The organism is Streptomyces sp. CB00316 (genome assembly GCF_001905595.1).
Classification (GTDB): domain Bacteria; phylum Actinomycetota; class Actinomycetes; order Streptomycetales; family Streptomycetaceae; genus Streptomyces.
This window is the reverse complement of the sequence record NZ_LIXI01000003.1, coordinates 295,683-310,970: the sequence shown is the minus strand read 5'-3', so window position 1 is coordinate 310,970 and position 15,288 is coordinate 295,683. Positions and strand designations below refer to the sequence as shown.

Sequence of the window (15,288 nt, the reverse complement as noted above, 5' to 3'; positions counted from 1 at the left end):
CCGTGGGGCGGGCGGGGCGCTGCGAACTGCCCGTAGCGTGGACGGCCCGCAGAAGGACGTACTCGACAGCTCCTTTGACGGGCAGCTCAAGGTCCCGCCCAAGCCGGAGACGACGGGTACGAGACGCTGCGCGTCAAGGCCGGCGACTACGGCCCGAGCTTCGCACAGGTCCGCTGAGGCCGGTCCGTCCTACCAGCGCACCCCCAGCCTCCGCGGACTGCGGGACGTCGTTCCGGTGCGCCAGAGCACCGCGTCCGCGGGCTCCGTCAGGCGCAGGCCCGGGAAGCGGGCGGCCAGGCGGTGCAGGGCGATCTGGAGTTCCGTACGGGCCAGCCAGGCGCCCAGGCAGTAGTGGGCCCCGGCCCCGAAGGAGAGGGTGGGGGCCTCCAGGGGGGCGAACAGGTCGTCGCGGGTGCGGCGGGGGAAGACCGCCGGGTCGCGGTTGGCCGCGCCGCAGTCCGCCAGGACGACCGCACCCGCCGGGATCACCACCCCGCCGACCTCGGTGTCGACGGCCGCGTGGCGTGCCGTTCCCCGGTCGTCGCCCAACGGGACGAGGTGGATGAGCCGGTCCGCCGCCCTTCCGGCCGCCTCCTCGTCCGCGCCGATGCGGGGCCAGCTCTCCGGGCGCTCGCCGAGGAGGTAGAGCAAAGCGTTGCCCAGCATGGTCATCGTGCTGTCGTGGCCCCCGACGACGAGCCCGCACACCAGGCTCACCAACTGCGCCTCGGGGAGCCCGCCCTCCGCGTCGGCCGCCCGCACCAGGCTGCTGATGAGGTCGTCGCCGGGGGCGCGCCGCCGCTCCGTGAGGAGCTCCGCGCCGAACCCGCTGAACTCCTTCAGTACGGACTCCACCTCCTCCCCGGAGTGAGAGCCGTCGGAGAAGGCGTGCTCGCTCCAGTGGCGCATCCGGTCGCGCGCGGACTCGTCCAGGCCCATCAGCCGGCTGATCACTGCCACGGGGAGAGGGAGGGTGAACTCCTCGACCACGTCGACCGGGTGGGGGCGGCTCTCCAGCCGGCCCAGGAGCTGTTCCACGATGGCGGCGATCCACGGCCGCCAGCGGGCGACGGCCCTCGGGGTGAAGGCGCGGCGCAGGGTCCGGCGCAGCCGCAGGTGGTCGGGGCCGTCCTGGTTGAACATCAGGTCGGGGTTGTTCACGAGGTCCGGTACGTCGGAGAGGGCGGGTGCGTCCGCCGCGTACAGCCGGGACCGGCCGAAGCGCGGGTCGGAGAGCACCTGGCGGACGTCGGCGTACCGGCTGACCAGCCAGGCGGGGGCGCCGCCCGGCAGCTCCCCCAGCCGGGGTGGGCCCGGTTCCTCGAAGCGCAGGCGGTGCAGGGGGACCAGGGTCGACGGGTCGGTGGTGGCCATCGTGAACTCCTTCGACAGACGCAGCGGTTGAGCCTCGCCGGTCCTCACAGCGCGACCAGCACCTTGCCCCGGTGGTCCGCCCGGTCGCGGTAGAGGCTCCCGTAGGCGGCGGGGATGGCGTCGAAGCCGTGGTGGAGGGTGTGGTCGCAGACGACCTCCCCACGCCGGACCCGGCCGCCCAGCTCCGCGTGGAGGTCCTTCCAGTTCTGCTCGGTGAACCACTCCAGCGAGAAGATCCCCCGGACCGTCGCACGCGGGAACATCAGGTAGGGCAGCAGGCGCGGGCCGGTGTCCTCGTTGCCGACCTGGGTCGCCCACTGCCAGCACACCGCCACCTGGCTGCCGACCCTGAGCATGGAGAACACCACGTCGGTGACCGTGCCGCCGAGGTTGTCGAAGTAGCGGTCGACCCCGTCGGGGGCCGCCCGGGTCAGCGCCTCACGGACAATGCCGGCGCTGTCGGTGTGCCGGTAGACGACGACCGTGTCGAAGCCGAGGCCGAGGAGGTACTCCGCCTTCTGCGGGGACGAGGTGGTCCCGATGACGCGGGCGCCCGCGAGCGCGGCGAGCTGGCCGACGAGTGCGCCGACCGCGCCGGAGGCCCCGCTGATGACGAAGGTGTCCCCGGGGGCCACCGTCATGTACTTGGCCAGGGTCCCCCAGGCCGTCATCCCCGGGCCGCCCATCACGCTCAGCGCGGTCGGGAGCGGCAGCGCGTCGTCGTACCAGTGCGGGTCGAGCCTGCGGTAGGCCGGGAAGACCATGGGGAACGTGCCGGTCTGCCAGAGTTCGGCCTCCCCGGTGGAGACGACATGGGACCGCCAGCCGCCGAAGCCCTGCACGAGGTCGCCGACGCCGTGGGCGGCGCGCGGTCCGGCCTCGACGACCTCCATGATCGAGTCGGCGCCCATGTGGGCCCCGATCGGGGTGTCGAGCGCGATGCCCTGGAGGTAGGGGTCGACGGAGACGTACAGCGTGCGCAGGAGCATCTCGTCGGGGGCCAGGGTCACGTCGACGTTCTCGACGACCTTCTCGTAGACGCGGTCCACGTCGGGCACGCCGTCGACGTGCTCGCGGACCACCCATTTCGCGATCTTCATGTGCTCTTCCCTGTCGTCGGTACGGCGGTGGCCCCTCGGCCGGCCGGTACGGGGATGACGCGGTGGGTCGGCGGGGGCGCGGTGAGGTCGACCGACGCGGTGAAGGGCTTTCCGTCGTCGCGGCAGATGAACTGCGTGACGTGGCGTCCGGCTGCGGCCGCCCGGATCAGCCCGCCGGTGGTGGCCCATACGCCGGACTGGTAGAAGTTCGCCAGGCCCGGCAGCCCCGGGCCGTACTTCTTGACCAGCTCTTCGAGGGTCTCGCCGCTCTCGACGAACGGCTGCCAGCCGAGCACCGTACCGTCGTAGTTGCCGGTGTAGCGGACCTGGGTGAGCGGGCTGGAGACGTCGCGTACGACGATGGCGTCGCGCAGGCCCGGGAAGCGCTGCTCCAGGAAGTCCACGAGCGTCTCGCGTGCGCGCCGTTTGGCCGCATAGTAGCCGCGGCCGTGGCGCACGGGCAGGGTGTGCAGCTCCTGGCCGCCGCGGGAGCGGGTGACCTGTTCGGGGCCCTCGTCCAGGGCCCGCCAGGGGGCGATGTCGCAGAAGTAGGTGGCGTAGACGACGGTGGTGCCCTCCGGGGAGAGTTCGGGGTAATGGCGGTTGCGGAACTGGACGTTGACGCTGGCGTGGCGGATACCGGTGAGCTTCGCCGCCGTGGCCTCGTCGAGCAGGTAGGTCGTGCAGGGGTCCCCTTCCGGGAAGGGGCGGGAGAGACCGAGGAAGAGAGTGAAGTAGCCGGGAAAGACCATGCCCGGTTCGTGGATGGTCCGGGTGTAGAGCTTGCGGTACTCCTCTACCAGGTACCTCCCCTCCAGGAACCTCATGGTGGTGGTGTAGCCGTCGCAGGCCGACACCACGATGTCCGCGCGCAGTTCGCTGCCGTCGCTGAGCCGGACGCCCACCGCGCGGTCGTCCTCGACGATGACCGTCTCGACCTTCGTGTTGTACGAGATCTCCCCGCCGAGCCGGCGGTAGCGGGCCTCGATCGACCGGGCGAGGCCGAGGGAGCCGCCTTCGGGAACGCCCGCGGAAAGGTTGGCGTGGGAGGCGAGCTGGAAGTGGAAGGGCAGGACAGGGAAGTTGGGGTGCTTCTCGTACAGGATGAAGTTGAACGCCTCCCGCAGGAGCGGGTCCTTGAACTTCGCCGAGTAGTCGGCCATCAGGACGGTGATCGTGGTGCGGACGGCGTTGGCGTAGGGGAGGAACGACGCGAGCATCCGCCAGCGCTCCACGCGGCCCATCAGGCCGACGGGCTTGAGAAACGGGTAGACGGCAAGGGCCTTGCGAAAGCTGCGCAGTTGGGCGCAGAACCTGCGTACGGTACGGGCGTCGGCCGGGGAGATCCCGATGAGGTGGGCCTCCAGCCGGTCCGGGTCGGAGTAGAAATGGACGGCCCGCCCGTCCTGTCCGCGCACGATGTTGAACACGTCGAAGTGGCGGATCTCCTTGCCCTGCAACGCGCCCAGCTCCAGCCAGATCCGGTGCATCTCGTTGCCGGGGCCGCTGCCGAGGAGCCAGCTGACGCAGGCGTCCAGGGTGAAGCCGCCGCGCTCCCAGGCGGTGCAGCAGCCGCCGGGCAGTTCGTGCATCTCCAGGATATGGGTGCGGTAGCCGTTCATACGGGCGTAGCAGCCGGTGGAGAGGCCGCCGAGGCCGCCGCCGATGATGATCATCGACTCGCGGGGCCGCCGGGTCGTGTCGGTCGTGGACGTGGTCATGAACTGGTTTCCTCCCGTGCTGACCACCGGTCGAGCTGGGGCAGCCGGCCCAGCTTCCCGGGGTGCCAGGGCTCGGTGGCCTCGCTCTCCCACGCCCGGAATTCCAGGCCGATTTCGCGGCAGAGGTACTGGACGGCGAAGCGGCCGGTGGAGGCGGCGCGGATCAGGCCGCCCATGCCGACCCACTGCCCGGCCATGGAGAAGCCGGTGAGGCCGGGGAGCCGCATCCGGTCCCGGCCGACCAGGCGGGCGGAGACGTCATCGGCGTCGGAGAAGGCCTTCCAGGCGAGGATGGAGCCGTTGTGGTTGCCGGTGTACCGGTGGGTGGTGGCGGGCGAGGCGACGTCGACGAGGTCGATGCGGTCGGTGATGCCCGGGGAGCGGCGCTCCAGGAAGGTGCGGACGAAGTCGGCGACCTCGTGTTTGCGTTGCCGGTACTCCTTGCGGTTGCGGGTGCGCAGCTCCTTCCAGTAGGCGTAGTCGCTGAAGTAGGTGCAGTGCAGGACGGAGCGGCCGGGGGGCGCGAAGCCGTCGGAGTAGCGGGAGCGCGCCTGGACGACCAGGCTGTTCTGCAGGGCGCCGGGGAGCCGCCTGCCGTCCTCGTCGGTCAGGAGGTGGGTGGTGCTGTGGGCCTCGCCTGGGTCGAAGTCGCCGCGCAGGCCTACGAAGGCGGAGACGACCGCGGGAAAGAGGGTGCCGGGGCGTTGGAGGAGGTCGGTGTAGAGCTTGTCGATCCTGGGGCCGGTGTACCGGCCGCCGAGCAGCCCGTGGACGGTTGAGTGGCCGTCGGCCGCGGAGACGACGTGCTCAGCGAAGTAGCGTTTGCCGTTGCGGAGTTCTACGCCGATCGCCCGGTCGTTCTCGACCAGGATCCTCTCCGTACGGGCCCGGTAGGTGACGTGTCCGCCCAGGCCCAGGTAGCGCTCCTCGATCGAGCGCGAGAGGCCCAGTGAACCTCCTTGCGGGAAACCGGCGTTGAGGTGGTACGCCGCCGCCATGTTGAACAGGTACGGCAGGAGCGGGAAGCCCTCCGGGTCCTGGAAGAAGATGTTGCGGAAGGCCCGGCGCAGCAGCGGGTCCTGGAACTTGTCGGCGAAGACGTGCATCGGGGTGGCGGCCGTCCGCCAGAAGAGGCGGAAGGCCGGCAGCACCGTGCGCAGGGTCGCCGCCCGCTCCCGTACGGTCCGCAGGGCCGGTGCCGTCAGGAACGGGTACAGGTCGATGGCGATGAACCGCTTCAGGTCCCGGGTGAAGGCCCGGATCACGGGCGCGTCGACGGGTGAGACCGCCAGCAGGTGGGCCTCCAGGCGGTCCGGGTCGTTGTAGAAGGTCACCGAACGGCCGCTCTCGTCCTCGACCTTGTTGAACAGCTCGAAGTTGGTGACGGTCTTGCCGTCGAGGGCGCCCAGCTCCCGCCAGACCTGGTGGGCCTCGTTGCCGGGCGCGGTGCCGATCAGCCACTCGATGCAGTAGTCGAAGAGGTAGCCGTCCCGCGACCAGGCGGTGCAGCAGCCGCCGGGCAGCACGTGCTTCTCGAAGATCCGCGTACGGGCTCCGCTCATCTGGGCGTAGCAGCCGGTGGAGAGTCCGGCCACACCCGCGCCGATGACGATCACGCGGGGCGGGGTGCCGGGGGTGCGCTCGCGGCTGCTCCAGTCGTCAGCCGTGTCTCGGAGCGTGCTCGTGTCATCCGCCATGGGCCGTGTCTCCCGTCAGTACGGTGCGGACCAGGGCGGCGTTGCGGGCGAGGTGCTTGGGGTCGAGCATGTCGGCATGGACGCCGGAGCCGCGCAGTACGACGACGGTGCCGGTGGAGCTGCCGTGCCAGGTGCCGTGCTCGCCGGCCGCGTACAGGGCGGTCTTCTCCTCGTCGGTGATCACGCTGACCGGCGCGGTCACCGTTCCGGTGTTGGGGGTGCGGCCGCAGAAGGCGAGGTACTCCGCGGCGTGCGCGAGGGTTTCCTGGGCGACGGCGTCCGACCCGGTGTGTTTGCGCAGGTGGTCGGCGAGTTCGACCTCGAACACGCGGATCCCCTCGTCCCCGGGCTCGTAACGCTCCATGATGCGGCGGGAGTCGAGGATGACGACATGGCCCACCCGTCGGCCGCGCCGCTCCAGCTCCTTCGCCGTCTCGAAGGCGACGTTGCCGCCGAGGGAGTAGCCGAGGAGGAGGCAGGCGCCTTCGGGCCGGGCGGCTTCGACGAGGTCGGCGTAGTGGGCCACCTTGCCGTCGCCCGGCAGGTAGTTGAAGCCGATGACGGCGTACTCCGGGAGTTGTGCGGCCAGGCCCCGGTAGACGAGTCCGTGGCCACCGGCGGGCGGGAAGCAGAAGAGGTGCGGGGTCTGACCGGAGTTGAAGGTCAGATACGGCAGTTCCTCGGCACTGGTGCTGTGCAGGACCTCCTGGACGGTGGCGGCCATGCCGTGGAGGGTGGTGACCTGGTAGAGGCGGCTGACGGGGACGCTGACGCCGAACTCGGTGCGCAGGTGGTGGAGAAGCTCGATGAGCTTGATGGAGGAGCCGCCGACTTCGAAGAAGTCGTCCTCCAGGCCCACCTGTTCGAGCCCCAGCAACGCCTTCCAGTGCCGGGCCACGCCGGTCTCGTAGAGCGTCACCGGTTCCTCGTGGGGGCGCTCGCCGGTATCGGCCCGGGGTGCGGGCAGAGCGGCGCTGTCGATCTTGCCGTTGACGGTGAGCGGGAGGGCGGGCAGCTCGACGAAGTAGGAGGGGATCATGTACGAGGGCAGTGAGCCCGCCAGGTGGCGGCGCAGGGCCCGCCGGTCGAGTGCGGTGCCGGGGGTCGCCGATACGCAGTAGGCGCAGAGCGCGGCCTCTCCCCCGGAGTCCGCGGTGACGGTGACGACGGCCCGGGCGAGCGGGGGCCACTGGGCGAGGTGGGCCTCGATCTCGCCGATCTCGATGCGGTGGCCGCGCAGTTTGACCTGGCCGTCGGTGCGGCCCAGCAGATGGACGCGGCCGTGGGCGTCCCAGCGGGCGATGTCGCCGGTGCGGTAGAGCCGTTCGGGCAGGGCGCCCGGTCGTTTGCCGAGCGTACGGGTGACGAAGCGTTCCGCCGTCTGCCAGGGGTCCCCGGCATAGCCGAGCGCGACGCCGTCACCGCCGATCCAGAGCTCACCGGGGACGCCGGGCGGGACGGGTTCACCGTGGGCGTCCAGGATGTGGAGGGTGCTGTTGGGCAGGGGCCGGCCGATCGGGACCATCAGGCCCGGCTCCAGGTCGTCGACGGGCCCCTCGAAGAAGGCGCTGTCGATGGTCGCCTCGGTGAGGCCGTAGGAGTTGACGAGCCGCGTCGCCGGACCGCACAGCTCGCTCAGCCGCTGGTACTCCGCCACCTTCCAGGAGTCCGAGCCGACCACCAGCAGCCGCAGGAAGTCCAGCCGCAGCCGCTCCCGTACGCAGTGGTCCATCAGCCCCCGCACCACAGCAGGTACGAACTCCGCGCAATCGACGCGCTCCTGACGCATCGTCCGGTACAGCCGTGCGGTGTCGAAGAGCAGGTCGCGGTCGGCCAGGACGAGGTTGCCGCCCGAGCAGAGGGCGCGGACGAGGTCGCCGGTGAACACGTCGAACGACGGCTCGGCCATCTGGAGGTGCACCCGGACGTCGCTCTCCAGCCGGTACTCCTGGCGCCACGCCCCGTAAGCGGAGGCGAGGTTGCGGTGGCTGACCCGGACGGCCTTGGGGAGGCCGGTGGAACCAGAGGTGGTGATGACGTACGCCGTCGAGTCGGGGTCCGTGTTCTCCCGGGGGCCGTCCGGGCGCGGCTCGGTCGCGTGCAGTGCGTCGAGGGTCAGGGTGACGACCGGCAGCGCGGCGGTCCCCTCGCGTGCGGGCTCGCCGGAGACGATGACGATGTCTGCCCCCGTGGCCCGGACGAGGTGCGCCACGCGGTCCGCGGGCTGGTCGGGCCTCAGCGGCAGGTAGGCGCCCCCGGCCTTGAGCACGGCGAGCAGGGTGACGATCAGCTCCGGCGACTTGTCCAGGCACACGACGACCACCGACCCGGCGGTGACGCCCAGGGTGCGCAGCCGGGCGGCCGCGTCGGCGGCCCGGCGCTCCAGCTCCCCGTAGGTCAGCCGGCGTGCGCCGCCGCCCGGAAGCGGCATGGTGACGGCGACGGAAGAGGGGTGCTCGGCGGCGATCTCGCTGACCAGCTCATGGATCGGGGTGAACACCGAATCCGCGGCGGCCATGGGCAGGGCGGGGCGGCTCCACTCCCCCACCAGCTGTTCCCGTTCCTCTTCGTCCAGCATCTCCAGGCGCGAGGCGGGGTGCTCGCCGGGCGCCCGGGTCATGTGGTCGAGCAGGCGGGTGTAGTGGGCGGCCATGCGCCGCATGGTCTGCGGGAGGAAGAGGTCGGTGTTGTACTTGAGGACGCAGTGGAAGCGGCGCTCCGCCTCGTCCTCGTAGGCGGAGAGCGTGATGTCGAACTGGCCCTCCTCCTCGGGCAGTTCGATGTATTCCAGCCGGTATCCGTACTGCTCGGTGGCGACCTTGTGGGTGAGGAGGATGAACATCGCCTGGAAGACGGCCGAGCGGCTGGGGTCGTGCTGGAGGCCGAGCTCGTCGACGAGCAGGACGAACGGGTACTCCTGGTTGTCCAGACCGCCGAGGACGGTCCGGCGGACCTGTTCCAGGAGGTCCGCCACGCTCGGGTCACCGGTGAGGTCGGCGTGGAGCGGGAGCGGGTTGACGAAGTAGCCGTAGACGGAGGCGAAGTCCTGCCGCGTCCGGCCCGTCACCGGGGAGCCGACGACGATGTGTTCCTGGCCCGAGTAGCGGTGCAGCAGCAGGTAGTAGGCGCTCAGCAGCACCATGAACGGCGTGATGTTGTGCGCGCGGGCCAGGGCGTGCACCCGGGCGCTGAGTTCGGCGTCCAGCACGAAGAACTCGGAGGCCCCGTTGTGCGTTTGGACGGCCGGCCGCGGCTTGTCGACGGGGAGGTCGAGGAGGGGGACCTCGGCTGGGAGGTGGGAGCGCCAGTAGTCGAGCATCCCGGCGGCCTCGCGTCCGGCGAGGAAGGCGTTCTGCTGGTTGAGGAAGTCGAGGTAGCGGGCCCGCACGGGCGGGAGTGGGAGTTCGAGGCCCTGTCGCAGGGCCTCGTAGGCCTGAAAGAGCTCCTCGATGAAGGTGAACGTGGAGATGGCGTCCGAGACGATGTGGTGGACGGCCTTCATGATGATCCAGCGGTCGTGCCCGCGCTTGAAGAGGCGGAAGCGGACGAGCGGGTCGTGGGCGAGGTCGTACGGCTTGCGGTACTCGGCGACGATGGTGGCGTGGATGGTCTCCCAGTCCTCGCCCTGGACGTCGAAGAGGGCGAGGTCGGGTTCGGCGTCCTCGGAGACCCGCTGCACAACCTGCCCGTCCTTCAGCAGGAAGTTGGTGCGCAGCGCGGGGTGGCGGGCGATGAGCCGACGGACGGCCTCGAACATCAGGTCCGGTTCGAGGGCGACCTTCACCTCGACGGCTCCGCCGATGTTGTAGGCGTACCCGTCGGGATTGAGGTGCTTGAGGAACCAGAGCGCCTTCTGGTTCTGGGTCAGCGGGTAGCACGCGGGGTCGTCGTGGAGCTCGACGGCCCGGCCGGTGGTGTCGAGCCCGTCGGCCGAGGCGAGTTCCGCCAGGCCGTCGTGGAGCTGTGCGGCCAGCTCTCCGGCCGGGGTTCCGCTGAGCAGGGCGACGACGGGGAGGGCGACGCCGAGTTCGGCGTGGATGCGGGCGCGCAGCTCCATGGCCAGCAGGGAGTCGAGCCCCAGGTGGCCGAGGCCTTCGGCGGGGTCGATGCGGTCGGTGCCGGTGCGCAGGACGGTGGCGGAGAGGGCGGCGAAGCGATCGGCCGCCAGGGAGCGGCGGGTCTCCTCGTCGGCGGTACGGAAGATGTCGAGGAAGCCGTTGCCCTGGGTGGCGCCCGGGGGCGGGGCGGCCGCCGCGGCCAGGGCGGTGACGAGCGGGGGCGGGGAGGGGTACCAGGCCAGGAAGGTCGGCCAGTTGACGACGGTGGCGACGACCAGCTGGGCGTGGTCCTGGCCGATGACGCGTTCCAGGACGGCCATGCCGGCGTCGGGGGCCAGGGAGCTCATGCCGCGGCTGTGCAGGTAGTGGTCGACCAGGCCGAGTTCCTCGATCATGCCGGTGGCCCAGGGGCCCCAGTCGAGGCTGAGCGCGGGCAGTCCCTGGGCCCGGCGGTGGTGGGCCAGGGCGTCCAGGAAGGCGTTGCCCGCCGCGTAGTTGGTCTGTCCGGCGGTGGTGAGCAGGGAGGCGATGGAGGCGAAGAGGACGAAGTGGTCGAGGGGTTCGTCCCGCAGGTGGCGGTGGAGGAGGTAGGCGCCGACGGTCTTGGGGTCGTGGACGGCGTCGAAGGCGGGCCGGTCGAGGTCGGTGACCAGGGTGTCGCGGACCTGTCCGGCGAGATGGAACACCCCGCGCACGGGCGGGGAGCCGGTGCGCCGGTATGCGTCCAGCCAGCCGGTCAGGGCGTCCTCGTCGGTGATGTCGAGGGGGGCCAGGACGGCCTGGGCGCCGAGCGCCTCCAGCTCACGGAGCAGGCCCACCGCCCGGCCTTCGGCGGTGGCGGGGTCGGTGGAACCCCACTTCTCGCGGGCGGGCACCGGCGTACGCCCCATCAGGACGAGCCTGCGGGCCCCTCGCCGGACGAGGGTGTGGCACAGCAGCCGGCCGAGCGCGCCGAAGGCGCCGGTCACCAGGTAGCTGCCGTCGGCCCGCAGGCGTAGCGGCAGCGGCCGGGTCAGGCCCTCGGCCGGGCGGAGGCGGCTGGTTCGGCGTACGCCGTCGCGCAGGGCGATCTCCTCCTCGTCGTCGGTCAGCGCCTCGCGCAGGAGCGCCTCCGCCTCGGCGAGGGCTCCCTCCGGGCCCGGTCGCCGCTCGGGGTCGAGGTCGATCAACTTGCCTGGTTGTTCGGTGAGTTCCTGGTGGCGCAGGACCCGGCCGACGCCCCAGGCGGGGGCTCCGAGGGGCTCAACGGACTCATCGGGCAGGACGGGCTGGGCGCCCCGGGTGACGATGTGCAGCCGGCCTGTGAAGCCTCGGGCGAGGAGGGTCCGGGCCAGGGCGATGAGTGAGTACGAGCCCGGGTCGGCGTGGTCGCGGACGGCCTGCCGGTCACAGGCGGCGAGGGAGGGCCGGTCGAGGTTCCACAGGTGGATGACGGCCCCGCGGAAGGGCTCGCCGTCTCCGTCCAGCTCGGCGAAGAGGCGCTCCAGGTCGGCGGCGGATCCGGGGTTCACGGTGAAGGAGCCGTCCGGTCCCGCTCCGGCGTACGTCTGGCCCCGGCGCACCAGGTGGCAGCGCTCGCCCCGCGCGGTGGCGAGGGTGGAGAAGGCATCGGCGACGCCCTGGGTGTCGGCGAGGACCAGCCAGCCGTGGTCCCGGGCCGCTATGACGGCGGGCGCGGGCGGGTCCTCCTCCCCCGGCTCCGGGCACTCCGTCCAGACCGTCTCCGCGAGCCACGAGTCGATGGTGGTCCGGGCGACGGCGGTCGCCGCCTTCTCCACGTCGGCGGCCCGGAACCCCTCGATCCGGCCCAGCGGCGCGCCGTCGTCGGCGTACAGGGCGATGTCTCCGAGCGTCGTGTCCGCGTCGGCGGGGCGCACGGTGGCGTGCACCCAGAACGGCTGATCGCCGATGGGTTCGAGGGCGACCTCGTCCAGCGAGAGCGGCAGCCTGATGCCGGCCCCCGGTGACGGGTCCTGGAGGAACTGCGGGGTCAGCAGCGCCTGGAAGCAGGCGTCGAGGAGGACCGGGTGGAGGTGGTGGCCGACGGCGTCGACCGCCTCGGGCGGGCGGATCCGGGCGAGGACCTCCCCCGCGCCGATCCACGCCTCCTCGATGGCCCGGAAGGCAGGGCCGTAGTGGTAGCCGAGCCCGGCCAGCGCTGCGTAGCAGTCGGGGCCGTCGAGACGGCGGACCGTACGGGCCCGGATCGCGGCGGCGTCGAGAGGGGCGCCGGTCCTGCGGCGCTGCCCGGTGCGGACGATGCCGCTCGCGTGGACGTTCCGCTCCCCGTCGTCCCCGGTGGCGGGCGAGGCGATCGTGAAGGCCGCGTTTTCCAGGGAGAGCGACACCTCCACGGTCCGGTCCTCGCCGTCCGGGAGGAAGAGTGCCTTGCGCAGGTCGACGTCGGCGAGGACGGCGGTGGTGGAGCCGGTGAGCCGCAGGGCGGCCTGGGTCGCCATCTCGATGTAGCCGGCGGCGGGGAACACCACCGTGTCCTGAATGCGGTGGTCGGCCAGGTAGGGCAGGGACTCGGTGTCAAGGCAGGCCTGCCAGGCCGGTTCCGTGCGGTCGGTGCGGCGGCCGAGGAGCGGGTGGTCGATATGGCCCAGGCGGACCTGGGCGACGGCCGGGGGCTCGGTCCAGTGCCGGTCGCGCCGGAAGGGGTGAGGGGGCAGGGTGACCGGCCGGCCGGAGGGCTGGAGGACGTCCCAGTCGATGTCGGCGCCCAGGTTGTGGAGGGAGGCGAGGGAGAGCGCGAACCGCTCGCTCTCGTCCTCCTGGCGGCGGATCGAGGGCAGCGTCAGCCCGGCCGCCCCGGTGGCCTCCAGGCACTCGCGGATCGCGTGGCCGAGGACCGGGTGCGGGCCGATCTCCAGGAACACCTGGTGCCCGTCACCGGCGAGGCGGTCGACGGCGCCGCGGAACCGTACCCGGTCGCGTACGTTCTTCCACCAGTACCCGGCGTCCAGCTCGCTGCCCTGGGCGACACCCTCGGAGCCCGTGAGATAGAGAGGGAGTTGGGCTGGTCGCGGCTCCAAGGAGGCGAGTGCAGTGAGAAGTTCGTTCTTGATTCGTTCCATTCCCACGCTGTGGTAAGGAACTTGTACGGTGAGGAACTTGGCGAACTGCTTCTCGGCCCGCAACTCCTCGGCCAGCAGGGCCAGGGCCTCCCTCTCCCCGGCCAGCGTGATGGAGGTGGGGCTGTTGACGGCGGCGATGGAGACCCGGTCCCGGTATGGGCTTACCCGGCGTTCCGCCTCGTCCTCCGTCAGGCTCACCGCGAGCATGGTGCCCGTCCCGGCGAGGGTCTGCTGGAGGCGGCTGCGGTGCACCGCGATCCGGGCCGCGTCCTGGAGGGAGTAGACGCCCGCCTCGTAGAAGGCGGCGATCTCGCCGGTGCTGTGTCCGACGATGGCGTCCGGACGCACGCCGTACGACCTCCACAGGGCCGTGAGGCCGACCTGGAGGGCGAAGTTGGCGGGCTGCGCGAGCCAGGTCTCACCCATGCGTGAGGTGGATTCGTCGGCGGTCAGCTCCTCGATCAGCGACCAGTGGGCGAACTCCCGCAGGGCCCGGTCGCATCGGGTGATCGCCTCACGGAACACCGGTTCCGAGTCGATGAGTTGGCGACCCATCCCCCACCACTGGGGCCCCATGCCGGTGAAGACCCAGACCAGGCGCCGCGCTTCGGGCTCCCGCGCGCGGTCCGAGACGACCCGGGGGTGGGTCTCGCCGCGCTGGAGGGCGGCGAGCGCCTCGTCGAGGGAGGCGCGGGAGGAGTGGACGACGGAGAGCCGGTGCGGGAGGTGCTGGCGGCGGTGGGCCAGGGTGTGGCCGAGGTCGGGCAGGGCCACGGCCGGGCCGTTGTCGCCGGCCAGTTCACCGCGGATACCGGCCGCCAGCTCCGGCAGGGCGTCCGGGTGCCGAGCGCTCAGCGGCAGGATGCTCCAGGCCCGTGCGTCGGGGGCGGCCTCGTGTACGGGCGGCGGGGCCTCCTCCAGGACGACGTGGGCGTTGGTGCCGCCGAACCCGAACGAGTTCACGCCCGCCCGGGCGGGCCCTTCGTGCTCGGGCCAGGGCGTCGGCCGGGTGGGGATCTCGTACGGCAGCGTGGCCCGGTCGATGGCGGGGTTGAGGCGCTCCAGGTTGATGTGGGGCGGGATGTGCCGGTGCTTGAGGCTGAGGACGGTCTTGATCAGCCCGGCGATCCCGGCGGCGGCCTCGGTGTGCCCGATGTTGGTCTTCACGGAGCCGACGTACGCGCGGGCACCCGGCTTGCGTCCGACGGCCAGGGCGCGGGCCAGGGCTCCCGCCTCGATCGGGTCGCCGACGGGGGTGGAGGTGCCGTGCGCCTCCATGTACTGGAGGTCGCCGGGGGCGATGCCGGCCTCGGCGCAGACGCGGCGGATGAGGGAGATCTGGGCGTCGGGGTTGGGCACGGTGATGCCGTTGGTGTGGCCGTCCTGGTTGACTCCGCTGCCGAGGATCACCGCGTGGATCCGGTCCCCGTCCCGTACGGCGTCCTCCAGCCGCTTCAGCGCGACCAGGCCGACGCCCTCGGCCCGTACATAGCCGTCGGCCGCGGCGTCGAACGTACGGGAGCGGCCCTCGGGCGACAGGAAGCCGCCCTTCGTCTCGGCGATGGTGTACTGCGGGGCCAGGTTCAGCAGGGTGCCGCCGGCGAGCGCGAGATCGGTCTCCCCGCGGCTCAGGGCCTGGCAGGCGAGGTGGACGGCGACCAGGGAGGAGCTGCACGCGGTGTCGATGGAGAGGCTGGGGCCGCGGAAGTCGAAGCAGTACGAGATCCGGTTCGACACCATCGTCATCATGGTCCCGGTCGCGGTGTGCGCGGCCAGCGAGGTGAAGCCCAGGTCGGCGAACTGGAGGATCTTGTAGTCCAGGGTGAACGCGCCGACATAGACGGCGACGTTCTCCCCGGCCAGGTCGGCGGGGCGCTGGCCGCCGTCTTCCAGCGTCTCCCAGGCCACCTCCAGCAGTTTTCGCTGCTGCGGGTCCATGTGGTCGGCCTCGCGGGGGCTGATGCCGAAGAACGCGGGGTCGAACTCGTCGAATCCGTCGATGTATCCGCCGCGGCCGCCGACGAGGCGCCCGGGTTTGTCGCGGAACCGGCTGCCGAGTGTGGTCACGTCGTACCGGTCGGGCGGTGTGGGCGTGATGCAGTCCTTGCCCGCCATCAGGTTCCGCCAGAAGGTCCGGTGGTCCGAGGCGCCGCCGGGGAGGCGGCACCCCATGCCGATGATCGCCACCTTCTGACGTAACGCGTGAGTGTTCGCGTCGTTCGCGTCGGCCATGTCGAACTCCTCAAGTCATCGTGGTG

At 71.6% G+C, this 15,288-nt stretch carries 5 protein-coding genes; all 5 read right to left on the bottom strand.

Annotated elements, in window-relative coordinates; genetic code table 11:
- Positions 1 to 189: 189 nt before the first annotated feature.
- The 5 genes from AMK21_RS09530 to AMK21_RS09510 are packed head-to-tail and all read right to left on the bottom strand — an operon-like array spanning position 190 to position 15,262.
- Positions 190 to 1,374 carry a cytochrome P450 gene (locus tag AMK21_RS09530; RefSeq protein WP_073876759.1) on the bottom strand — a complete coding sequence of 395 codons (1,185 nt, stop codon included), beginning with the start codon at positions 1,372 to 1,374 and terminating at the stop codon, positions 190 to 192.
- A gap of 44 nt (positions 1,375 to 1,418) precedes the next feature.
- Positions 1,419 to 2,474 (bottom strand): MDR family NADP-dependent oxidoreductase, encoded by a 1,056-nt coding sequence (locus AMK21_RS09525; RefSeq protein WP_073876185.1) that lies wholly within the window; start codon positions 2,472 to 2,474, stop codon positions 1,419 to 1,421.
- Positions 2,471 to 4,195, bottom strand: coding sequence for a phytoene desaturase family protein (locus AMK21_RS09520; protein WP_073876183.1), 1,725 nt, complete (start codon positions 4,193 to 4,195; stop codon positions 2,471 to 2,473). Before AMK21_RS09520 ends, AMK21_RS09525 begins: the two co-directional genes overlap by 4 nt.
- On the bottom strand, positions 4,192 to 5,892 hold the full coding sequence (locus tag AMK21_RS09515; protein ID WP_073876181.1) for a phytoene desaturase family protein: 1,701 nt from the start codon (positions 5,890 to 5,892) through the stop codon (positions 4,192 to 4,194). The genes AMK21_RS09520 and AMK21_RS09515 overlap by 4 nt, the downstream gene beginning before the upstream one ends.
- Positions 5,882 to 15,262, bottom strand: a complete 9,381-nt coding sequence (locus tag AMK21_RS09510; RefSeq protein WP_073876178.1) for a non-ribosomal peptide synthetase/type I polyketide synthase — start codon at positions 15,260 to 15,262, stop codon at positions 5,882 to 5,884. The genes AMK21_RS09515 and AMK21_RS09510 overlap by 11 nt, the downstream gene beginning before the upstream one ends.
- Positions 15,263 to 15,288 lie beyond the last annotated feature (26 nt).